General features: G+C 41.1%; 20 protein-coding genes. 11 read left to right on the top strand and 9 right to left on the bottom strand.

The window, feature by feature from the left end:
• On the top strand, positions 1-1,221 hold a 1,221-nt coding region (locus ACJAT7_RS11500; protein ID WP_415226943.1), incomplete at its 5' end, for a helicase-related protein.
• 171 nt (positions 1,222-1,392) lie between these two features.
• On the opposite strand, the gene glmU is transcribed toward ACJAT7_RS11500, so the two are convergent.
• Positions 1,393-2,754: a bifunctional UDP-N-acetylglucosamine diphosphorylase/glucosamine-1-phosphate N-acetyltransferase GlmU gene (gene glmU / locus ACJAT7_RS11495; RefSeq protein WP_415226942.1), complete on the bottom strand. Its 1,362-nt coding sequence runs from the start codon at positions 2,752-2,754 to the stop codon at positions 1,393-1,395.
• Positions 2,755-2,990: 236 nt separating this feature from the next.
• Between glmU and nadE the strand changes: the two genes are divergently transcribed.
• The 3 genes from nadE to ACJAT7_RS11480 all read left to right on the top strand — a co-directional run bounded on the left by nadE (position 2,991) and on the right by ACJAT7_RS11480 (position 6,554).
• Positions 2,991-3,830 carry an ammonia-dependent NAD(+) synthetase gene (gene nadE / locus ACJAT7_RS11490; protein ID WP_415226941.1) on the top strand — a complete coding sequence of 280 codons (840 nt, stop codon included), beginning with the start codon at positions 2,991-2,993 and terminating at the stop codon, positions 3,828-3,830.
• Positions 3,831-4,116: 286 nt separating this feature from the next.
• Entirely contained in the window at positions 4,117-5,229 is a 1,113-nt protein-coding gene (gene asd / locus ACJAT7_RS11485) for an aspartate-semialdehyde dehydrogenase (RefSeq protein WP_415226940.1), read from the top strand.
• Positions 5,230-5,507: 278 nt separating this feature from the next.
• The gene (locus ACJAT7_RS11480) at positions 5,508-6,554 is read left to right on the top strand and encodes a LacI family DNA-binding transcriptional regulator (RefSeq protein ID WP_415226939.1); all 1,047 of its coding nucleotides are present in this window, start codon (positions 5,508-5,510) and stop codon (positions 6,552-6,554) included.
• Between the two features lie 86 nt (positions 6,555-6,640).
• Here ACJAT7_RS11480 and ACJAT7_RS11475 read toward each other — a convergent pair whose 3' ends face one another.
• Positions 6,641-6,829, bottom strand: coding sequence for a hypothetical protein (locus tag ACJAT7_RS11475; protein WP_415226938.1), 189 nt, complete (start codon positions 6,827-6,829; stop codon positions 6,641-6,643).
• A gap of 406 nt (positions 6,830-7,235) precedes the next feature.
• Between ACJAT7_RS11475 and ACJAT7_RS11470 the strand changes: the two genes are divergently transcribed.
• Both ACJAT7_RS11470 and ACJAT7_RS11465 read left to right on the top strand, forming a co-directional pair.
• Positions 7,236-9,575, top strand: coding sequence for a glycoside hydrolase family 9 protein (locus ACJAT7_RS11470; protein WP_415226937.1), 2,340 nt, complete (start codon positions 7,236-7,238; stop codon positions 9,573-9,575).
• 87 nt (positions 9,576-9,662) lie between these two features.
• Positions 9,663-10,511 carry a family 16 glycosylhydrolase gene (locus ACJAT7_RS11465; RefSeq protein WP_415226936.1) on the top strand — a complete coding sequence of 283 codons (849 nt, stop codon included), beginning with the start codon at positions 9,663-9,665 and terminating at the stop codon, positions 10,509-10,511.
• A gap of 92 nt (positions 10,512-10,603) precedes the next feature.
• Here the strand turns inward: ACJAT7_RS11465 and gpsA are convergent, their stop codons facing one another.
• The 4 genes from gpsA to ACJAT7_RS11445 all read right to left on the bottom strand — a co-directional run bounded on the left by gpsA (position 10,604) and on the right by ACJAT7_RS11445 (position 12,868).
• Positions 10,604-11,608, bottom strand: a complete 1,005-nt coding sequence (gene gpsA / locus ACJAT7_RS11460; RefSeq protein WP_415226935.1) for an NAD(P)H-dependent glycerol-3-phosphate dehydrogenase — start codon at positions 11,606-11,608, stop codon at positions 10,604-10,606.
• Between the two features lie 24 nt (positions 11,609-11,632).
• A complete protein-coding gene (gene secB / locus ACJAT7_RS11455) occupies positions 11,633-12,118 on the bottom strand; it encodes a protein-export chaperone SecB (RefSeq protein WP_415226934.1) in 486 nt (161 codons plus the stop codon).
• 67 nt (positions 12,119-12,185) lie between these two features.
• Positions 12,186-12,437, bottom strand: a complete 252-nt coding sequence (gene grxC / locus ACJAT7_RS11450; protein ID WP_415226933.1) for a glutaredoxin 3 — start codon at positions 12,435-12,437, stop codon at positions 12,186-12,188.
• 2 nt (positions 12,438-12,439) lie between these two features.
• On the bottom strand, positions 12,440-12,868 hold the full coding sequence (locus ACJAT7_RS11445; RefSeq protein ID WP_415226932.1) for a rhodanese-like domain-containing protein: 429 nt from the start codon (positions 12,866-12,868) through the stop codon (positions 12,440-12,442).
• A 490-nt stretch (positions 12,869-13,358) separates the two neighbouring features.
• Here ACJAT7_RS11445 and gpmM point away from each other — a divergent pair, with 490 nt between their 5' ends.
• The 4 genes from gpmM (at position 13,359) to panM (ending at position 17,499) form a co-directional block, all read left to right on the top strand.
• A complete protein-coding gene (gene gpmM / locus ACJAT7_RS11440; protein ID WP_415226931.1) occupies positions 13,359-14,888 on the top strand; it encodes a 2,3-bisphosphoglycerate-independent phosphoglycerate mutase in 1,530 nt (509 codons plus the stop codon).
• 100 nt (positions 14,889-14,988) lie between these two features.
• A complete protein-coding gene (locus tag ACJAT7_RS11435; RefSeq protein WP_415226930.1) occupies positions 14,989-16,200 on the top strand; it encodes a murein hydrolase activator EnvC family protein in 1,212 nt (403 codons plus the stop codon).
• A complete protein-coding gene (locus ACJAT7_RS11430) occupies positions 16,181-17,074 on the top strand; it encodes a divergent polysaccharide deacetylase family protein (RefSeq protein ID WP_415226929.1) in 894 nt (297 codons plus the stop codon). Before ACJAT7_RS11435 ends, ACJAT7_RS11430 begins: the two co-directional genes overlap by 20 nt.
• 2 nt (positions 17,075-17,076) lie before the next feature.
• The gene (gene panM, locus ACJAT7_RS11425) at positions 17,077-17,499 is read left to right on the top strand and encodes an aspartate 1-decarboxylase autocleavage activator PanM (protein WP_415226928.1); all 423 of its coding nucleotides are present in this window, start codon (positions 17,077-17,079) and stop codon (positions 17,497-17,499) included.
• A gap of 55 nt (positions 17,500-17,554) precedes the next feature.
• On the opposite strand, the gene ACJAT7_RS11420 is transcribed toward panM, so the two are convergent.
• The 3 genes from ACJAT7_RS11420 to ACJAT7_RS11410 all read right to left on the bottom strand — a co-directional run bounded on the left by ACJAT7_RS11420 (position 17,555) and on the right by ACJAT7_RS11410 (position 20,575).
• Complete coding sequence (locus ACJAT7_RS11420) at positions 17,555-18,166, bottom strand: DUF4136 domain-containing protein (RefSeq protein ID WP_415226927.1); 612 nt, start codon at positions 18,164-18,166, stop codon at positions 17,555-17,557.
• Positions 18,167-18,198: 32 nt separating this feature from the next.
• Positions 18,199-19,191 carry a tRNA dihydrouridine(20/20a) synthase DusA gene (dusA, locus tag ACJAT7_RS11415; protein ID WP_415226926.1) on the bottom strand — a complete coding sequence of 331 codons (993 nt, stop codon included), beginning with the start codon at positions 19,189-19,191 and terminating at the stop codon, positions 18,199-18,201.
• Positions 19,192-19,726: 535 nt separating this feature from the next.
• Positions 19,727-20,575, bottom strand: coding sequence for a type 1 glutamine amidotransferase domain-containing protein (locus ACJAT7_RS11410; protein WP_415226925.1), 849 nt, complete (start codon positions 20,573-20,575; stop codon positions 19,727-19,729).
• Between the two features lie 183 nt (positions 20,576-20,758).
• Between ACJAT7_RS11410 and ACJAT7_RS11405 the strand changes: the two genes are divergently transcribed.
• Positions 20,759-21,655: a LysR family transcriptional regulator gene (locus ACJAT7_RS11405; protein ID WP_415226924.1), complete on the top strand. Its 897-nt coding sequence runs from the start codon at positions 20,759-20,761 to the stop codon at positions 21,653-21,655.
• The last annotated feature ends 575 nt before the right edge of the window (positions 21,656-22,230 follow it).

The following is a 22,230-nucleotide window of genomic DNA, read 5'->3' as shown; positions in this document are numbered from 1 at the left end:
GGTTTCATTGATGATGTTGAAACAATTATGAAAGATATGCCTGATAAGCGTCAAACTGCGCTTTTCTCGGCAACCATGCCAGACCAAATTAAACGTATTACTAAACGTTATATGAACAAACCAACTGAAGTTAAAATTCAGTCTAAAACATCTACCGTTGAAAATATCGAACAGAAATGTTGGATTGTACGTGGTGTAAATAAACTTGATGCCTTAACACGTATGCTTGAAACTGAAGAGTTTGATGGAGTGATCATCTTTGCTCGTACTAAAACAGCAACGGTTGAATTAGCTGAGCGTCTAGAAGCACGCGGTTACCGCAGCGCAGCCTTAAACGGCGATATGAACCAGCAAGTTCGTGAACGTACTATTGCACGTATAAAATCAGGCAGTTTAGATATCTTAGTCGCAACAGATGTTGCAGCACGTGGTCTCGATGTTGAACGTATCAGCCTCGTTGTAAACTATGATATTCCTACCGATACTGAATCTTATGTTCACCGTATCGGACGTACTGGTCGTGCCGGACGTAAAGGTAAAGCGATTTTGTTCGCAGCACCGCGTGAGCGCCGTTTGCTACAAGCGATTGAGCGTGCAACACGTCAACAAATTACGATCATGGATTTACCATCACATGATGAAGTCACAAAAACACGTATTGCGAACTTTGAAACACAAGTTGCTGCAGTGTGTGAAAGCGAAGATCTTTCTTTCTACCGCACTTTATTCGAACAAATCGAAAACAACAGTGACCTTGAAGAGTTAGATTTAGTTGCAGCGCTTCTCTACATGGCACAAAAAGATAAACCATTACAGCCTGTTGAAGAGAAGTTTGTTGAACCTCGCGTCGAGAGCAATAATCGTGGTGATCGTGGACGTGATCGCGGACGCAACGACCGTGGTGATCGTGCTCGCAATGATCGTGCTGATCGTGGTGCTCGCAATGAAAGTGATGATAAACCACGCGGTCGTGGACGCCCGACAGATGTTGAATTAGAAGTGTACCGTATTGATGTGGGTCGTTCACACGGCGTACAAGTTAAAAACATTGTAGGCGCAATTGCCAACGAAGCAGATATCAACAGCCGCTTTATTGGTGATATCAAACTAAACGATGATTATTCAACAATTGAATTACCAAAAGGTATGCCAGCTGAAACGATGAAACATCTAGAAAATGTTTATGTCTGTAAACGTCAGTTAAAAATTAAAAAGAACTAATCATTCTTATTAATTGAATAATTTAGGGTGCTTTTTAGCGCCCTTTTTTATATCTGAAAATCACCGACTGGATAGAAAAAAGGGCCATGCAGAAATATTGAAGGGGTGAACGCAAGCTCCCAAGGTATTAGAATCCACTAATTAGATAATCTAATTAGTGGATTTGCATTGTTATTTCTTTTTGGTTGGCCGTTTCCAACCGTCAATATTGCGTTGTCTGCCGCGCGCAACTGCTAATGCGTTATCGGGGACATTATTAACAATTGTTGATCCCGCCGCCGTAGTTGCACCATTACCGACTGTAACAGGCGCAATTAATTGGCAATCAGAGCCAATAAAGACATCGTCACCGACAGTTGTATGATGTTTATTAACGCCGTCATAATTACAGGTGATAGTGCCTGCCCCCACATTTACCCTTTGCCCTAATGTGCTATCACCAATGTAACTTAAATGACCGCATTTAGTGCCGCGTCCAAGTGTTGATTTTTTGACCTCAACAAAGTTACCAATATGCACCTCTTTTTCGATCACACTTTCCGGGCGAATACGCGCAAAAGGACCGATCACCGCCTGCTCACCGATTCGGCTGCCTTCAATAATAGAGTTCGCTTTAATCTCTGCATTTTTCTCAATATTACAATCAATCAAGATGCAGTTTGCACCGATTACAACACCGTCTGCTAAGCTCACTTTTCCCTGAATAATTACATTAATATCAATATCAATATCCTGGCCGCAGGTCAGCTCACCACGCAGATCAAAACGTGCAGGATCACGCAGCATCACGCCACTTAACAGTAGTTGCTCTGCTTTTTGCAGCTGATAGGCACGTTCCAATTTAGAAAGTTGTAAACGTGTATTCACTCCTTCCACTTCAACTATATTTTCTGGATGGACAGCATGGATAAGATGCCCCTCTTGGTGTGCCATTTTAATAATATCGGTAATATAGTATTCATTAGCGGCATTATCATTACTTAATGCGGGTAACCAACGCGCTAGGTCCCCAGAGTTTGCGACTAAAATTCCCGTATTTATCTCTTTAATATCTAATTGTGCCGGAGTGGCATCTTTCTGCTCGACAATACCGACCACCTCACCAGCCACGCGTTCAATTCGCCCATATCCAGTTGGATTTTCTAATTCCACCGTTAATAAAGCGATGCCATCTTGTGGCTGTGCGGCAATTAAACGCTCTAACGTTTGCGCTGAAAGGAGTGGCACATCACCGTAAATCATCAGTATTTTTTCATTCTCTTTAAAATGGGGCTGGGCAATTTGCATCGCATGACCCGTTCCTAATTGTTCTGACTGCTTGATCCAATTTAACTGCGGCTCAGATATTTTATCCTGCAGCTGTTCGCCACCGTGACCATAAATAAGATGTATATTCTCAGAGCCAAGGCCTTTAACTGTATCAATAACATGCTGCAGCATTGGCTTATCAGCAATTTTATGAAGTACTTTTGGCAGGGCAGAGCACATACGTGTTCCTTTACCAGCAGCAAGAATAACAACACTTAAAGACATAATTGAAACCTTAATAGTTAATAGATAGAAAAATTAGCACTTATTTTAACGGATTTCGCGCTCAATAAAAGGAATAATAAAACAACAACATGCTGCTTTATATAAGGATTAGTATGAAATAATTAGCAGAAAGGTGAAATAGTGGAATTAATATCGCTTTGCACTATAAAAAATGGGTGATTTTTTGCATAATAATCCCATACAGAGTGACTACCCGTAAATAATAGGCTGCTTTAATGAAACAAAAAATATTACAAGAGATGCGTGTTTTACCCGAGATCAATATTGATAACGAAATTCAGCGTCGTATCGACTTTATCAAAACGAAACTGCAACAGGCTGGCTCCCATAGCCTAGTGTTAGGTATTAGCGGTGGCGTAGACTCAAGTACAGCAGGCCGTTTATGCCAATTGGCAATTGAGCAACTCAATCAATCTCAGAGCAGTGAACAATATCAGTTTATCGCGGTGCGTTTGCCTTATGGCGTGCAGAAAGATGAACAGGAAGCACAATTAGCGCTGCGCTTTATTCAGCCTTCACATTGCATATCGGTTAATGTACAAACTGGTGTAGATGCTATTCATAAAAGCACACTCGACGCATTGCAAAGCAGCCAACTTAATCTTCCTGAAAACAGTAATATAGATTTTGTTAAGGGCAATGTTAAAGCGCGTATGCGTATGATTGCGCAATATGAAATTTCCGGTTTAACGGGCGGTTTAGTGGTTGGTACCGATCATAGTGCAGAAAACATAACTGGTTTTTATACTAAACATGGCGACGGTGCATGTGATTTAGCACCTTTATTTGGTTTGAATAAACGCCAAGTACGTGCGTTAGCTAAGCATCTCGGCGCCCCCGCACTATTAGTGGAAAAAGCACCCACTGCAGATTTGGAAGAAGATAAACCGCAACTCGAAGATGAAGTGGCCCTTGGTATGACTTACAATCAAATTGACGATTTCTTGGAGGGCATACAAGTTCCGCAGGAAATTGAAGATAAATTGATTGCTATCTATTTGCGCACGCAGCATAAACGTTTACCTACACCAACGATTTATGATTACAGCATCTAACGGTTTTTAATCAAACCATAGTACCTATGAAATATCGCAGCAACGTCTCTCCTTACTTGCGATATTTCATCTTCCCGCTCCGCTGCCAACTTATCTGCACCATCTCCAGTCGATTACATATAAATTATGCGCAGTTTAAATAGTTATCCAATTTTTGTACTTATTTATTCACCTAGATGAGTCAAAAAACTAGCCAGAACAAACCTGATAATGGTAAATTCCCTATTAGGTTAATGGTTAACCGGGTACGCTTTGTATCTTTTTAAACTTTAAGGAATATTGGACAATGAAAAAAGTTGGTTTAGTTGGTTGGCGCGGTATGGTTGGCTCTGTGCTTATGCAAAGAATGCGCGATGAAAATGATTTCGCAACGATTGAGCCCCTGTTTTTCACCACCTCACAAGTGGGTCTTACCTCTCCTGAAATTGGGAAACCAACCGAGACATTAAAAGATGCCTTCGATATTGCAGCGCTAGCAAAAATGGATATTATCGTGACCTGTCAAGGCGGGGACTATACCAATAAAGTTTATCCAAAACTGCGTGCATCCGGCTGGAGCGGCTACTGGATTGATGCGGCATCTTCACTGCGCATGAAAGATGACAGCATTATTGTATTAGATCCGGTTAACAAAGATGTTATTAAACAAGGTCTAACTGATGGAATTAAAACTTACGTCGGTGGTAACTGTACGGTTTCATTATTATTAATGGCGCTTGGCGGTTTATTCGAGCAAGATCTTATTGAATGGGTTGTCCCACAGACATACCAGGCGGCGTCTGGTGCCGGTGCCCGTAATATGCGCGAGTTAATCAGCCAGATGGGATCGATTCATGCTTCCGTTGCCGACAAACTGGCCGATCCGGCTTCTGCTATTTTAGAAATAGACCAACAAGTTGCCGACCATCTACGCAGTGACGCTCTGCCAACAGAGCAGTTTGGTGCAGCGCTAGCTGGCAGTTTGATCCCCTGGATTGATGTGCCAATGCCTTCGGGTCAAAGTAAAGAAGAGTGGAAAGCGCAAGTTGAAGCCAATAAAATATTAGGCACGAGTGATAAACAGATTCCTATTGATGGTTTATGCGTGCGCATTGGCGCGATGCGTTGCCACAGTCAGGCGATCACCCTGAAACTTAAAAAAGATATTTCAGTTGCCGAGATAGAAACAATTTTAGCATCACACAATGAGTGGGTTAAAGTTATTCCAAATGAGCGCGATGCTACGGTGCAAGAGCTGTCGCCAGCAAAAGTAACCGGCACCTTAAGTGTACCCGTCGGGCGTATCCGTAAATTGGCGATGGGGCCAGAATATGTCAGTGCCTTTACAGTCGGTGACCAGCTATTATGGGGCGCTGCAGAGCCGCTGCGTCGTATGTTAAATATTTTACAAGAGTCATAACTTGCTCTAATCTACACACTATCAGTTCAGCAACCTATTTTAATAAGCTGTTGGACTGATAACAACACAGCGTGATAGACCTTTGCAGTCATGAAACACAAGCGCTATTTTATTGCGCCACGTGATCCATCATTCATATAGAACTAGCTCTCCGTGCTATCATAGAATATATTCCCGATTAAATTTTCACAGAGAAACAAACCACATACGCCCTGTCTCGGACTTAGCAATACTATCTATTGAGCGTTAAATACGACGCATACCCTTTGGACATCATTATGAATCAAAAAAAAACACCCACTTCCTATGATGTTGCTAAATTAGCAGGCGTTTCTCCCAGTACTATTTCGCGATTCATTAATCGCACCTCATTTGTATCTGATGACAAAGCACAAAAAATAGAAAATGCGATTAATGTATTAGGATATAAATCTAATTTACAAAATAATGGCCAGCACAACCGCCGTTCAATGACAATCGGCGCATTAGTCCAACATCCCGATAGTCCTTACACCAGCCAGATATTAAACGATATGGAAAACGTGCTTATAGAGCAAGGTTACTCTTTCATCATCGCGTCTGGGCATTGGCAACAAAAACTCTCAATACATGCATTGCAGTATCTCAAGCAAAATAATGTCGATGGCGTCATCATTGTCACTGGAAACTTAAGCAGCCAGCAAATCCTAAACTTTGCAGAAAGCACCCCTGTAGTCACTGTCGGTTATAATATTGAAAGTCCCAATATTCGATCTATTAATTTAGATAATGAACTAGGTGGTTATATCGCGACACTGCATTTACTTCAAAAGGGACATGTGAATATTGTTCACATTAAAGGGCTAGCTAGCCAACCCGATTCAATTGCAAGGTTTAATGGCTATCAACGCGCTTTAAAAGAGTGGGGATTACCTATCATTCCAGCTTTGGTTCGCGAATGTGATTTTAGCTCTAAAGAAGCCTACCAACAGACATTAGAATTAATTAACAGCAATGTGAAATTTAGCGCGGTTTTTGCCGCAAACGATCTCTCCGCTTATGGCGTTATTAAAGCATTACATGACAATAATTTAAGAGTACCTGAAGATATTTCTGTTATTGGTTTTGATGATCTTCCTACTTCCGAATACTTTACGCCCGCATTAACAACACTAAGACAGCCAATCCATGCATTAGGTACCGTCTCTGCACATTCCATTTTAAACTTGCTTGGTGGACAACGCTACGAAGCAAGAATTCCTCCTATTGATTTAATCGTCAGAGATTCAACGAGCGAAGTGAACAAAAACTTTTTGTTACGGAAAAAGAGTTTCAATGAATGGTAATGGACTGATTAAGTACAAATAAGATCAAGCTATTACATAAATAAGAAGCGATAACTGCTATCCCTTCTTACTTATCGCTATTATCTTTACAATGCTTCGGGTAAATAGGAAAAGATCATACCCGGACGGAAGTAACGACCTGCGGTATACTTCATTCCCGTTTCCCGTAGCCATGAATATAAGTGAGCTATCACGTCATCATCAGCCTTGCTTATTGCGCTTTGTGCAATCGCCCCCTTAAAGAGATCACGCGACTCACTAATAAACGGATTCACTCGACCATCAGCCAGTAAACATCCTCTGCAAGCTTTTCAAATGAGCCAAGCGCACCTTAATAAGTTGAAAGCCATGCAACAAATTCATGGAATGAGTAAATTTAAATAATGCAATCACAGTTTAAATCAGATCTCGTTGTTGCGATCACACAACCTTCACCTTTGTTTTTTTATCCTGATTTGAATCACTCATACTGCGCATCTTTATTATTTTAGAGGAGCAATAATAAAAACAAAATTATGGAGGCTCTCTTATGGACTTGCTAATGCACAGCGAGTTTTTGTTGCAGCGCCCTTTGATGAAGGCAGGAAAATTAATATCACACTACAAAAGAGGCGGTTACAGATATTTTATCGGCTGTGATTTTATACTCAAATGTAATTTGACTAAATAAAGGAATAAGAGATGAAAATAAAAATGATAGGTCTTGCAGTAGTTGCCTTATCTTTAATTACGTCATGTACTGTAACCGAAGAAATCGCCAAAGAGAGCAGTGCTGATGCAAATCAGAATACAACAGCTGCAGAGATGCTTAGCAACGGTGCATTTACCACAAACATTAATAACTGGTGGCTAGCTGGCGCTACTGTGAAGGTTAAAAATCAAGAAGCTTGTATGCCGATAGCGAACCCAGGTAGTAACACATGGGATGTTATTTTAGGTCAAGCAGGAATCGGTCTTGAAAAAGGCAAAACCTACAATATTAGTTTCGATGCATACGCATCAGAAGAAACGCAATTGAAAACGCTTATTCAGCATCAAGGTCCTCCCTACACATCCCACTTTGCCACTGATACTCTCCTCAATAAAAAGAAGCAAAATTTCGCTTATAAATTTACACAAACCAACGATAGTGATGCACAATCTGAATTTCAGTTTCAAATGGGCGCACAAAAAGCGGCAACTATTTGCGTAAGTAATGTATCTATTACAGGTAAAGCCTTTGTTGAAACTAAAAAGACTAATCCTATTCGTGCCAATCAAGTTGGTTTTTTACCTCAAGCTGAAAAAATAATCTTTTTCGCTTCTGATTCTAAGCAACCATTACCTTGGGTACTCGTTAATGAGCAAGGTATTAATATTGATATGGGCCGTAGCCAAGTATATGGACTCAATAAAGCATCCGGTGAGTTGATTCATCAAATTGATATTTCTGACCAAACCCAAGAACAACAAGGGTTAATCGTTAAAGCTGGAGAGCACGAAACCTTTCCCTTTGATATCAGTCGCAATATTTATTCAAAGCTGAAATATGATGCCCTCTCATACTTTTATCAAAATCGCAGTGGTATCACAATTCAAAAAAGTTTAGTAAGTCGTGATGATTTGGCAAGACCTGCAGGTCATACTTCCGATGTTGTAACCTGTTTCGATGCTAAAGATTCATGGGGTAATGAATGGCCAGGTTGTGATTTTTCTCTCGATGTAACCGGTGGATGGTATGATGCGGGCGATCATGGTAAATATGTCGTCAACGGTGGCATAGCAACATGGACTTTATTGAATCTTTACGAGCGCGGTAAATGGATAAATAATGCACCCGTGCCATTTGTTGATGGAACAATAGCCATTCCGGAAAATGGTAACGGTGTGAACGATATTTTATCTGAAGCTCGTTGGAATGTTGAATTTATGCTAGCGATGCAGATTCCTGAAGGGAAAAAAATCTACGCGCCATTGGGGGATCAGTCAGCTGATAATAGACTCAAGCTAACAGAAATAGATGGCTCTCAGCTTGTGTTTCATAAAGTGACTGATGATAATTGGACTGGTATGCCTTTGCCACCACACAAAGATATACAAAAGCGCCATGTTGGGCAGCCAAGTACAGCCGCGACATTAAACCTAGCGGCAGTGGGGGCACAGTGTGCACGTATTTGGAACGATATTGATAGTAAATTTGCACAAACTTGCTTAACTGCTGCACAAAATGCTTGGAAGGCGGCCAATAAACACGCAAACATTTTTGCTTACAACAACTTTACAGGGGGTGGCCCATACAGTGATTTCGACCTACAAGATGAATTCTATTGGGCAGCAGCTGAACTTTACGTCACAACAGGAGAAAAGGTATATGCTGATTACATCAAAAAATCTCCTCTTCACCTTGATACACCCAAAGGAAATATTGGTGCCGCTCATGATATTTATTGGGGATACACAGCGCCGCTTGGCACAATTAGCTTAGCCATTGTTCCTAATAAATTAGGCGCATCAGCAACTAAACAAGCCCGTGAAAACATCATCACTACAGCCAAGACTTATCAACAGCAGTTACAAAATGAAGGCTACAATATCCCTTATTCAGTAGAGGCCTATCCATGGGGTTCAAACTCAAATTTAGTCAATAGAAGCATATTTCTTATTTATGCAAATGACTTTACCAATGACAATAAGTACCTAACCGCAGCAGCAAGTGCGATGGATTATTTACTAGGCGCAAATCCTCTTAATATCTCATACGTTACCGGCTATGGGGAAAATGCAGTACAAAATCCTCACCATAGATTCTGGGCATTTTCTGCTGATGAAAATAGCCCGAAACCAGCGGCAGGCGCGTTAAGTGGAGGACCTAATTCGATCGAAATGAGTGATCCTATCGCTTCCGTACTGAAAAAATCTTGTACTGGTCAAACATGCTACTCAGATAATATAGGTGCTTGGGCGCTTAATGAAATAACCATCAACTGGAATGCCCCCTTAGTTTGGGTTGCAACAGCTCTTGATGAAGGCAAGCTTAATTAATATCACAATAAAAACCTTAAATTACAGCCATTTATTATGGCGGTAATTTTATTAAAAAATATAATTTCACTAATATAGGAATAAAATATGGTAATCAAAAACATAGGTATTGCAGTCGTTGCCTTATCTTTAATTACGCCATGCATTGTAAATGCTAAAGACACTACGGCTGATGTAAATCAGGATACACGAGCTAAAACGAGTGGCAAAAATAGTTCAACGGCACCCGTTTATGGAGCTGAATTGTACAGTTTAGATCGCGTTCAATTTGGTAAATTCATTATACGTATGAAAATGGTTTCTGAACCTGGCGTGGTCTCTTCATTTTTTACTTACGATAATGAATCATGGCAAGGAGAAGGTCGTCCTTGGCGTGAAATAGATTTTGAAACAATCGGCAGCAAACCGGATGTTTTACAAACCAACCTTATTACTGGTAATGCAGAAAAACGTATCCACTCAGAAAAAACAAGCACGGTAGCAGCGATCGATAGCTTCCAAACTTATACATTAGAGTGGACACCAGAAGCAATTATTTGGAAAGTAAACGGAGAAACCATACGTACCGATCTTGCACAAGATTCTCAACAAATTCGTGACATGGCTTCTACCCCCCAAACTTACCGTGCAAACATTTGGATCTCTGAAGTGGTTGACTGGGTTGGGGAGTTTGATGAAAAACAGTTACCTAAATATCAAGTTATTGATTGGATTGAATACCATGAATATAAAGCAGATAAAACCTTTGCATTAACATGGCGTGATGATTTCAATGAATTTAATGACAAGCGATGGGGTAAAGGTGATTGGGGATTTGACACTAACCTCGCGACTTTTTCTCCAGAAAACATTAAAATTATTGATGGTGAGCTTGTCTTGGCTTTAACTCTCGAGAATACGGGCATTGATGCTAAGCATTATAAAAATTCAAAATAATAAATTATTTTTGAATGACTAAAAACCCGATATTAGATATCGGGTTTTTTAAGATACTGCAATCGAGTTGAATTGATCGCTATAAAATAGCATTATTCGTCTTTTTTACTGCGCGACAATAAATCTATCGCCGCTTCGTTTACATCTTTGCCTTGGTAAAGCACATAATAAATTTGCTCGCATATCGGCATTTCAATACCAACACGATTAGCTAAGTTATACACCTCTTCCGTATTGCGATACCCTTCCACTACCTGACCAATTTCAACTTGTGCTTCCTCAATCCCTTTGCCCTGCCCTAAAGCAAGTCCAAAACGACGATTGCGCGATTGATTATCGGTGCAAGTTAACACTAAATCGCCTAAACCGGCCATCCCCATAAAAGAAGATTCTTTTGCGCCAAGCGCAACACCTAAACGGGTTAATTCAACTAAACCACGGGTAATAAGTGCAGTGCGGGCATTGGCGCCAAAACCTAAACCATCCGCCAATCCTGCGCCGATAGCAATCACATTTTTCACCGCGCCACCTAATTGTACGGCGGTAAAATCATCTGAAATGTAGGATCTGAAATTGCGTTGATTATGGAATAGATCCGCTAGATCCTGGGTAAACTGTTCCTGCGTTCCGGCAACCGCAACCGCAGTCGGCAAACCTTTTGCCACTTCCATCGCAAAGGTCGGCCCGGAAATAACCGCTAACGGGTAATTTTCGCCGAGCACATCAACAGCCACTTCCTGCAATAAACGTCCCGTTTCTGCTTCCAACCCTTTCGTTGCCCAAGCAATTCGATGGTCAGGTCTTAGATAGGGTTTTATCTGCTGCAGCACCAGTGCAAACACATGGCTAGGTACAACCAGTAATATATTGCGTGTCGCGGCCAAGCAGGTCGCCAAATCACTTTCCGGAATCAATAGTTCAGGAAATTCAATATTGGGTAAAAATTCTCTGTTTTCGCGATCCTTTTGCAGGCGCGCAATATGATCGACTTCATGCCCCCAAATAAGTGTTGGGTGGCCATTTCGTGCCAAAGATACAGCAAGGGCGGAGCCATATGACCCCGCCCCTAATACTGTAATGGCTATTTTATCTGCCATTTAAAAATACCTATTTAATTTAGACTAAGAGTCTAATTTAGCAGCTTCTGCTTGTTTAGTTTCTTCAGCTTGCTTACTTTGAACTGCTTGTTGAAAAAGTGCATCAAAGTTAACCGGCGCAAGGTTTAATTGTGGAAAAGTACCACGAGTAACAAGACTTGCTACAGCTTCACGCGCATATGGGAATAGGATATTTGGACAAAATGCATTGATACAATGTGCCATTTGCGGACCTTCTAATTTGCCCACAGAGAAAATTCCCGCTTGTTGAACTTCGCAAAGAAATGCAACATCTTCACCAACTTTTGCAGTTGTAGTCAAAGATAGAACCACTTCATATACACCCTCTTCTAATTTTGTGCTTTTTGTATCGATATCCATTGATACTTCAGGCGCCCATTCTTTTTTAAAGATGGTTGGCGAGTTTGGGCATTCAAACGAGATATCTTTTACGTATACACGTTGGATGTTAAATTCTATTTGTTGCGGTTGATCTTGTTGTTCTGACATTTTAATCCCTTATAAGGTTATTTATATAATTGCATAACTACTACAGTTTATTGCTTCTGTTTGATAGTTACTTTTTAAGTAATTGATCAAGTTTGCCACTTCGCTCTAATGCATAAAGCTCATCACAACCACCCACGGCTTGATCATCAATCACAATCTGTGGCACGGTTGTTCCCCCCGTTAATGCGCGCATCTTAGCGCGCGCATCTGCTTTAGAGACGTTAATATCCGTGTACTTAACACCTTTGTCGTCGAGCAACTGTTTAGCTCGGACACAATACGGACAGTAAGCTGTGCTATACATAATCACTGTGGCCATTTTTATTTCTTCGTTGTTGGTAAATTTGCAGATGCCCAACCGCCCATACCGGATGAAAGGTTGTTCACTTGAGTAAAACCAGCTTTAACCAGTTTAGTTGCAGCACCGGAAGAACGAGCTCCCGATTCACAGACTAGTATAATGGGGGTCTCTTTATGATTTTCAATCTCTGCAAAATTTCCTTTCTCAATTTGTGACAGAGTTATGTTTTTTGCGTTTACAATATGCCCTTTCTGGTATTCATCACTTGAACGCAGATCTACAATAATGGCATCTTGCTTATTAACCATTATGGTAGCTTGTTGTGCAGTGACACTGGTAACGCCCGTTAACTTATCTTTTATAAGGCTATGCAGCAACACAGCGGCAACCGCCACCCAGCCAATTGATAACATCAAGTGATTGGAAATAAAGTTTATATATTCTTGCATAATTTATGTTCATCTCTGTAGTGTAGGGAAATTTTGCAATGAGTATACCTTGTGAAACACAGAAGAAAAGCCAAAGACTTTTATCCTTAGCGATAAAATGGTTAAATTTAACCAATTTTACTCACTATTGCGTTGTATACCCAAATTACTTGAAGATGCAGACTCAGAGTTTCGCCCGGATGCTAGAACAAGGCGTAACGTGATGATAATGGTTATTCCCTTTTCAAGTGTTACAACGCAGTGCTAGCTTTCGGGCGAATCTCCCGAAGGACAGGCGATAAACGATGCTCTTCGTTGTTAGAAGGCTTTGATTTAGAATACTAGATCATCAGCCTCCTGCCTAGAATATCATCATTTATCGTCTTGCTGACTCCTGCATCTTCAAGTAGTTTGGGTATATACAGGCTTTTTCAGTGACAATGACAGTGAATGTTGTAAAATCTACAGCACTACATTTTAAACATTAGTATTAATATTAAAGAGGTTCCACATGACTAACACTAAAAAACCACTCGTTTTATTAATTATGGATGGCTGGGGCTACCGCCCAAATATGCCAGACAATGCGGTGGCAAATGCCAATACACCCGTACTTGATCAACTGTGTAAAGACTATGCCAACGATCATATCTCTGCATCGGGTATGGATGTGGGTTTACCTGACGGTCAAATGGGCAACTCAGAAGTGGGCCATACCAATATCGGGGCTGGCCGTACTGTTTACCAAAACTTAACTAAAGTGACAAAATCTATCCGTGACGGTGACTTTTTTGAGAATCCAAACTTTGTTGCTGCTGTTGATAAAGCGGTTGCAGCAGGAAAAGCGGTTCATATCATGGGCCTTGCTTCTCCGGGCGGCGTGCACAGTCACGAAGATCATATAGTAGCTACAATTGAATTAGCGGCTAAACGCGGCGCAAAAGAGATTCTAGTGCATGCATTCTTGGACGGTCGAGATACACCACCACGCAGCGCAGCAGCCACACTGGCAAAATATGAAGCAAAATATGCACAAGTAGGTGTTGGCCGCACAGCAACATTAGTGGGGCGTTACTACGCAATGGATCGCGATAATCGCTGGGACCGTGTTCAACAAGCCTACGACTTATTAACACAGGCAAAATCAGAATACAGTGCTGATTCTGCTCTTGTTGGTTTAGAGAATGCCTACTCGCGCGACGAAAATGACGAGTTTGTGAAAGCGACAGTGATTGGTGAAAAAGCGCCGATCCAAGACGGTGATGCCGTTTTATTCTTAAACTTCCGAGCTGACCGCGCGCGTGAATTAACTTACACTTTCACTGATCCGAACTTTTCAAGTTTTGAACGTGCCGTTGCACCTCAGGTTAACTTTGTGACACTAACCGAATTTGCAGCAGACATTACAGCGCCTGCAGCTTTCGCAAGTGAAGAGTTAACTAACACATTAGGTGAATGGTTAGCGAAAAAGGGTAAAACTCAACTACGTATCTCAGAAACTGAAAAATACGCACACGTTACTTTCTTCTTTAATGGTGGCATTGAAGATAAATTCCCTGGTGAAGAGCGAACTTTAATCAAATCTCCTGCTGTTGCAACATACGATATGCAGCCAGAAATGAGTTCAGCAGAGCTGACTGAAAAATTGGTAGCGGCGATTAAAAGTAACAAACACGATGTTATTATCTGTAACTATCCTAACGGCGACATGGTTGGCCATACCGGCATTTATGATGCAGCAGTTAAAGCTTGTGAAGCTGTAGACCGTTGCGTTGGTGAGGTTGTAGCGGCGCTTAAAGAAGTGGACGGTGAGTGTTTAATCACAGCCGATCATGGTAACGCTGAGCAGATGATAGATCCAGAAACAGGTGGCATCCACACTGCACATACTAACTTACCGGTACCACTGATCTACGTTGGTCGTAATGCGGAGATAGCAAAAAATGGCAGTTTGTGTGATATAGCCCCTACAATGCTGAAATTAATGGATATGGAAATCCCTGCAGAAATGTCAGGAACTCCCCTTATTACATTAAAATAGTATTAATAGCTCACTATTTAGTTATTTTACTCAACTTATCCTGATTAAGTGGGTAAAATTTCTAAATACTGAATTGTTATAAAATAAATGTGGGAAATTAATGAAAAGTATAAATTTTTGCAAAAATATCAGCATAAAAACCGTTTTACTTAAGCGCCTATTATTGCTACTTATCTTTAGCGTACCTCTGCAAAGTAGCTTTGCAGCCAATGATCTCTCAACACTGCAAAAGAAAATAAAAAAAAGTCAAAGCAGCCAATCTCAATTAACGACGAAGCAGGCAACACTGGAAGAGCAGATTGCCACCTCTGAACAGCAAACGGCAGCCGCAATACTTCAGGCTCAAGAAACAGAAGAAGCGATCACCGTTGAAAGAGCACGTCTAGCAAAACTAAAAGAAAAGACGGCCATTCTTCAAGAAGACAAAATCAAACAGCAAAAACTACTTGAACAGCAGTTAATCAGTGCCTATATGTCTGGCCAAAATGATTTGATTAAATTATTACTCAATCAAGAAGATCTCAGTAAAATCATTCGTGCAAAAAGTTACTATTTTTACCTCAATAAAGCACGTTTAGAAAGCATTGAACGATTAGAAGCGACACAACTCGAGCTTGATAAAAATAAAGAGGGGCAGGACAGCGCTCTGCTTGCTTTAGAAACAATGCATGAGCAACAAAAAGCAACAAAAGAGAAGTTAATAGAACAACGCGCAGAACGAACCAAAGCCCTACATGAATTAAAACAAGATTTAAATTATCAAAGTGCACTGCTTGCCCAGCTTAGTGATGCCGAAGAAAGCTTAAAGATAAAACTAACAAAACAGCGCGAAGCCCAACTAGATCGCGAATTAGCAACAGCGAAAGCTAACAAACAAATAACACTTAAAACAAAAGATCAGAGCCATTCCAGTATTGCCAAGGAACAAGGCAAATTACAATGGCCAATTAAAGGCAAAGTGTTATCCACTTTTGGCAGCCAGCGTAGCAGCCAAATGAAATGGAAAGGGATTGCAATTGCAGCGAACGAAGGCGAAAAAGTGCGCGCAGTTGCAACGGGACGAGTCCTATTTGCAGGATATTTCAAAGGTTACGGCATGGTGATAGCGCTGGATCACAGTGATAATTACATCACCCTTTATGGGTACAACCAAACCTTATTACAAAAAACCGGTGATACCGTTTTTCAAGGGGATGCGATCGCGCTGGCAGGTCACAGTGGCGGACAAGATAAAAATAGCCTCTATTTTGAACTCAGCCATAAAGGCAAAGCACAAGATCCAATGAACTGGCTTGAAAGAGCTAGATGGTAGCCCAAAAGTTGCAGTGACAGTAGCAGAAAAGAGGCAGCAAACAATAAAGATGGATCCGAAAAGCTTAATAATATTATTGATCGCCTTAATGCAAAGTCCAACCAGCTTTGCAGAAAAGCTAGGCGTGATATCGATTGTGCTTGATGATATGGGTTACAACTTAAATGACTTTCAAGCACTTTCCCTGCCCAAAGAAATCACCTTTTCCATCCTCCCTTATACCCCTCAGGCAAAGCAATTAGCTGAAAAAGCCCACCAGCAAGGCAGAAAAATATTACTGCATGTACCGATGCAGGCCAAAACGGATAACCAGAAGCTCGGTAAAGGGGCATTAATGCTGGATATGACGGAACAAGAATTTAAAGCTAAACTCAGACAATCTTTGCATTCATTACCTTCTGCGCAAGGTATTAATAATCATATGGGCAGCGTCTTAACCGAACATATAACACCTATGCGTTGGACAATGGATATATTAAAAAAACAGGGATTATATTTTCTCGATAGTCGCACAACGCCGCAAACCGTTGCCGAAAGCACCGCGAAAATATCCGGTATTCCAGCATTACGACGCCATATTTTTTTGGATAATATTAAAACCGAGCTGGCGATGGAGGAGCAGTTACAAGAAGCGATTAAATTAAGCAGACACACTAAAGCGGTCGTCATTATTGCCCACCCTTATCCGGAAACCATCCGTTTTCTTCAGCAAAAATTTAAACAACCGACAACCGCCTTTAAGCTTATAGCGCTCAATCAGCTAATCCCTGAAGCTCAGCGCTTAGCGATGGCAGAAAAGAAATTTGAATTTCAACATGCGAATAACCTAACCGCTTCTAAAGCCTCTTTACAAATACAATACAAAGAACCCTAATTATGCGTCTATCTGTTTTTTCACCTGAAAACTCATCACAACTGTTAATTGATCTCGGTAAAATTTACCAAAATTATTTTACTGCAAATCAGCTCAGCCCAAAGTCGTTGCAAGCCCTTATAGAAAATGAGCAGGCGCAACTTTATGTCACCCGCTTTAATGATCGTCATCTAGGCGCATTACAAGTGCGGACAACAGGCACCCAGGCACAATTAAGTTTGTTAGCTGTACGTGATATAACACGGCGCAGAGGTGTCGCGAAAAACCTGCTTAGTGAAGTAGAAAAGCAACTTAAAAGCCAAGGCGTAGTGCAAGTTACAATGCGTTCAGATGAGATAAAAGAAGAGGAAAAAAAGGGCTTAAGCTTATTTATGCAGGCATCAGGCTATCAACTGATTGGCACTGTTTTTACAAAGAGACTCTAAAATAGAGTGCTGAACGCTGAAAAAACCACTGCAGCAGTGGTTTTTTTGGGTTTAGTTAGCGCCCCGCCTCGGGAAAATCACCCATCATTAAGTGTAATATCTTTTGCATACGATCCACACTTTTATCATTTTTATCTTTTTCTAAATCCACAAATCCCTGCATTGCAGAGCGCCAGTAAACCTTTTTTAACTGCGCATCTAAGACCGCGAGCAAAAAGGTGCCCTTTTTATAGCGCGGATCACTCAGCACATTTTTATTAACACCCGGCACCAAACCAAATTTTTCTTGGATTGTTTTATCCGCCATATCATCTTCTAATGCGAATAAAAATCCGATGACCAGATCCGCCTTAAGGGGATCTGGCTGAAACTGATAACCTTTAGTTTGCAGATAAGCTATCACTTCACTACGGATATAATCTTTAATTTCATCTTCTTTTTCACTATTAACGGCAGATAAAACCTGAGTATATTGGTCATTCCAAGTGAAACTGGTAAATGCAGGCAAGACATTCGCAGGTTTTGCACTGCTAACAACCGTCATACGCTGCGCTTTTAATTGTTGCGCTTCAGCTTGCTCTAGCTGTGCTTGTGTTGCTGAACTAGAGCATGCAGAGAGCGCTATAAATGAAATTAATAAACTCAGGGTTAAAACAATTTTGTTCATACTTATCTCCTCTCCAATGTAACGCAATAAAATTAACTTTCACTAACAAATGAGGCGGCTTTTTTCATCACCTCAATACCTGCACCGGGAATATGTCCATTTTCGCTTAAATGACGGCGCCACGCCCGCGCACCCGGCATACCTTGGAATAATCCTAACATATGACGGGCGATATGGTTTAGATAGGAGCCATTAGTGAGCTGCTGTTCAATATAGGGATACATTTTTTCCAGTACTTCAAAATGAGTTAAAATCTTTTCCTGTCCGGCAAACAAACGCTGGTCAACCGAACACAATAGATGGGGATTAGCATAAACTTCCCGTCCGAGCATCACACCATCTAAATGTTGCAGATGCGTTTCACACTCATCTAAGGTTTTAATGCCACCATTGAGCGCAATAGTGAGCTGCGGGAAATCTTTTTTAAGCTGGTAAACACGTTCATAATCAAGCGGTGGCACATCACGATTTTGTTTCGGGCTGAGGCCGCTCAGCCATGCTTTACGGGCATGCACAACAAAAGTATCACAGCCTTTTTCTGCAACTTGACCGATAAAATCGCAAAGAAATTCATAGGAGTCTAATTCATCAATACCGATTCGCGTTTTAACAGAAATAGGTAAGCCAGTCGCATCATGCATCGCCTTGACCGCATCGCCAACCAATTCACCTTCAGCCATTAAACAAGCACCAAAACGGCCATTTTGAACGCGATCAGAGGGACAACCTACATTTAAGTTTATTTCATCATAACCACGTTCTTTACCCGCTAATGCTGATTGTGCAAGATCGGCTGTCGCAAAGCCGCCTAACTGCAGACAAACCGGATGTTCGCTATCGCCTTTTTGCAGATAGTCCCCTTTACCATACAAAATAGCCCCCGTTGTTACCATCTCCGTATAGAGTAGAGCATTTTTACTCATCACACGGTGGAAATGACGGCAATGTCTATCAGTCCAATCAAGCATCGGTGCTATGGAGAAACGGTTTGATGGGTATGTGTTTGTTGTGGCAGGGTTTGTCATTAATTTTGCTCGTTTGGCTGAAAGCTAGTTTTATGCTGAACTTGGTGGAATTACTTAAATTTAAAACGACGTTTTAAAGCGGCGTTGATAGTTTAAAAACAGGGGGTAATCATACACTGCGAAGTAAAGAGATTCAAAACAAAGCGCCGCGGCTAACCGTCTAACTTTGATTGTTTGAAAGGGCGCAGACTTCAGCCCGCTTTGTTTTAGATAATAATGTAGATAGCGGGATCAGTTCTTCATAAGCTTTCGCTTGTTAGCGCTTGTTGTAACTTTCATTGCTGGGGTTCCGCCCTTGACGGCATGTTACTTTTTCTCAACAGCAATAAAAACGTAAACGGAAAGTAAGACGCCAGCCGGAAGGGTTAATTTGTATAATCAAAAATCAAGACGCGACCCCATAGATTCTCCGCGAAAGATTATACTCGGGTTGTTTTTTTCCCTTAGAAAGCTAACTCACCTTCCCCCCCATTGCACCTTACAAACCTACACGTTTGTGGCCAAATGACTTGACCACTTTAGTTTATCTATGGCTTTATTTATCAAATCGACTGATAATTTCTTGTGCAACATTGACTGCTGAAGCCGGGTTTTGACCTGTTATCAACTCTCGGTCTATGACAACATTTGGATACCAAATATCTGCGCTTTGGCTATATTTCCCACCGGCTAATTCTAGAGCTGTCTGCGGATAGAATTTCATCTCGCCACCACCTAGCCAACCTTTACCAGCTTCCTCTTCAGCATTACTAAATACAGTCATTTTGTAGCCGTCATAAATCCAGTCTTGTGGTTTTTTCGTGGTTTTACCCGCTTCTAACGAGGTTACAAATTGTTCTGCATTTGCTAGTGTTGAGAGCAAGGCAATAGGACCATGACAAACTAACGCAGTCACTTTTTGGTTATTATGAAAGTAAGTTAACAATGTTCCCATTTGTTTGTCTTTTAACAAATCATTCATAGGTGCATGACCACCTGGGACGTAAATTGCGTCAAAACGATCGTAACCTATCTGCTCTACTCGGCTTAAACTGATCACCGGTGACGCAACGCGATCTACTAATTTCAATGAGTTAAGCAATGCTTTGTGCTCTTTTAGTGCTTGCTCATTACCGCCAAAAAACATGACATTGTCAGATACCTTATCCATAGTCGGTGCTAAGCCTTTCGGAGTAACAAACGTCAGATCGTGGCCCGCATCCAAGAGAAGTTTTACTGGCTGCATCAACTCATTTAGATAGAAACCTGTTTGATATACATCGGTCCCTTTTAATTTTAGCTGGTCTTTATCAGACATAACGACCAGGATGTTCTCAGCAGCAGCCATTTGACTACCAGCTACAAATATTAAACTCGCTAAAACAGATTTAGTAAAAAATTTCATTGTGTGTTCCTTTTCTTAGTTGTTCACTCACCGTGGCTATTTATTTCCAATTCATCAATTAAATTTGATGTATTTGAATCTTTTTTATCTTGAAGCTAGCTTACAAGCTAAAATAAGATAGAAAAACCGTGAATATGTGTATGATTAATTTCCATTTTGGAATTTAAAATCTAGGAGACACTGGTGGATACTCTACGATCAATGGCTTTATTTATTAAAGTCGCTGAAACTGGCAGCTTCAAACAAGCCGCAGATGAGATGAACTATTCCAACTCTCTGCTCAGTAAAGATATTAGCAAGCTAGAGCAGATGGTGGGTGCGCGGTTGCTGCAACGATCCACCCGAAAAATACAGTTAACCGAAATCGGTCAGGGTTATTTAGAACGTTGCCGTAAGATCCTCAACTCGCATCAGGAAGCTCAGGATTATGTGCAGGAGATGCAAGGTCAACCAAAAGGACGTTTAAAGGTCAATGCACCTATGACGCTGGGCATAACCGATTTGGGCAAGGCTTTTGGCGCATTTACAGCGCAACATCCAGAAGTTGAATTAGAGGTTAATTTAAGTGATGACCCGGTTGATCTCATCTCTCAGGGGTACGACATCGGATTTCGTGCTTCTAGCGCAGAAATTGATGTAAATTATGTGGGTAAACCTATTGCCACGTTTTCCTTACATATGGTGACAACACCAAAATACCTCAAAATCTGTGGTCCTATTAATAGCCCTGAACAACTCAGTCAACACAATTTTTATGTCTACAGCTTGGCTATCAGTAAAAACATAATACCTCTGGGTGGTGGAGTTTCAGTCTCGGGCAATATCAAAGCGAATAACACCATTTTTCTTCGAGAAGCTTTACTACAAGGAAATGGTATTGGCCTTCTCCCCTGTTTTGTGTGTGCTAAAGAGATTCAATCCGGCCGTTTCGTCGAGTTGTTGAGTGACCATACTCTCCCGAAATTGAGTTTTTACGTACTATATCCAAGCCGCAAATATACGCCGCCGAAACTAACAAAATTTGTCGAATTTATGGAAGCATGGTTTAAAAACCAAGGGGAGGTTAATTGTGATGGCTAGTCGAGGAAAAGGCAGGAAATCTATTCCTTATATGTTTCTTTAATCACATATTAAGAAAGTGAAATATCCCTTAGGCTCAAGAATAACATTACAACTTATTTCATCACTCTAATTGAAAACAGCAGAAAAGATGGGATAGACAAATCTTTTTATAAATAAACCAAACCAATGCTGCGGCGGATTCCCCACCCATTTTTCTTGTAGTGAGCATCTGTTGTAGCAAAGGAACATGGAGCGAATTGAACACCAGCTCAGGTTTATGAGCGGGCTAAGCTCCGCGTGACCTGTTTTCTCTTGCTGTTGAGAACGGTGACTCTCTCGAACTGCGAAACTGCGTTTCGGTTTCTCATCGTCTATACGCCGTCAGGGCGGAATACCAACAATGAAAGTTAAACCCGCTGCCACAAGCTAAAGCTTACAAACAACCGATACGGCTATCTACATTATTATTCAGAGCAAAGCGGGCTAAAGCCTGAAGAATCCCCACAGGAAAATAGGGTAAGCGCTTGATATTTGGTAAAATACATTTCACCACAAAATAACCAACCAAATATAAGCGCTATGAAAGTATTATC

It is taken from the genome of Psychromonas sp. (genome assembly GCF_047632995.1).
Classification (GTDB): domain Bacteria; phylum Pseudomonadota; class Gammaproteobacteria; order Enterobacterales; family Psychromonadaceae; genus Psychromonas.
Note: the sequence above shows the minus strand (reverse complement) of the source record. Positions and strands in the feature narration are given on the sequence as shown.

Excerpts from the sequence above, each read along its gene's own strand:
- glmU (WP_415226942.1), bottom strand. The coding sequence starts at position 2,754 with ATGTCTTTAAGTGTTGTTATTCTTGCTGCTGGTAAAGGAACACGTATG.
- nadE (WP_415226941.1), top strand. The coding sequence starts at position 2,991 with ATGAAACAAAAAATATTACAAGAGATGCGTGTTTTACCCGAGATCAAT.
- asd (WP_415226940.1), top strand. The coding sequence starts at position 4,117 with ATGAAAAAAGTTGGTTTAGTTGGTTGGCGCGGTATGGTTGGCTCTGTG.
- ACJAT7_RS11480 (WP_415226939.1), top strand. The coding sequence starts at position 5,508 with ATGAATCAAAAAAAAACACCCACTTCCTATGATGTTGCTAAATTAGCA.
- ACJAT7_RS11470 (WP_415226937.1), top strand. The coding sequence starts at position 7,236 with ATGAAAATAAAAATGATAGGTCTTGCAGTAGTTGCCTTATCTTTAATT.
- ACJAT7_RS11465 (WP_415226936.1), top strand. The coding sequence starts at position 9,663 with ATGGTAATCAAAAACATAGGTATTGCAGTCGTTGCCTTATCTTTAATT.
- gpsA (WP_415226935.1), bottom strand. The coding sequence starts at position 11,608 with ATGGCAGATAAAATAGCCATTACAGTATTAGGGGCGGGGTCATATGGC.
- secB (WP_415226934.1), bottom strand. The coding sequence starts at position 12,118 with ATGTCAGAACAACAAGATCAACCGCAACAAATAGAATTTAACATCCAA.
- grxC (WP_415226933.1), bottom strand. The coding sequence starts at position 12,437 with ATGGCCACAGTGATTATGTATAGCACAGCTTACTGTCCGTATTGTGTC.
- ACJAT7_RS11445 (WP_415226932.1), bottom strand. The coding sequence starts at position 12,868 with ATGCAAGAATATATAAACTTTATTTCCAATCACTTGATGTTATCAATT.
- gpmM (WP_415226931.1), top strand. The coding sequence starts at position 13,359 with ATGACTAACACTAAAAAACCACTCGTTTTATTAATTATGGATGGCTGG.
- ACJAT7_RS11435 (WP_415226930.1), top strand. The coding sequence starts at position 14,989 with ATGAAAAGTATAAATTTTTGCAAAAATATCAGCATAAAAACCGTTTTA.
- panM (WP_415226928.1), top strand. The coding sequence starts at position 17,077 with ATGCGTCTATCTGTTTTTTCACCTGAAAACTCATCACAACTGTTAATT.
- ACJAT7_RS11420 (WP_415226927.1), bottom strand. The coding sequence starts at position 18,166 with ATGAACAAAATTGTTTTAACCCTGAGTTTATTAATTTCATTTATAGCG.
- dusA (WP_415226926.1), bottom strand. The coding sequence starts at position 19,191 with ATGACAAACCCTGCCACAACAAACACATACCCATCAAACCGTTTCTCC.
- ACJAT7_RS11410 (WP_415226925.1), bottom strand. The coding sequence starts at position 20,575 with ATGAAATTTTTTACTAAATCTGTTTTAGCGAGTTTAATATTTGTAGCT.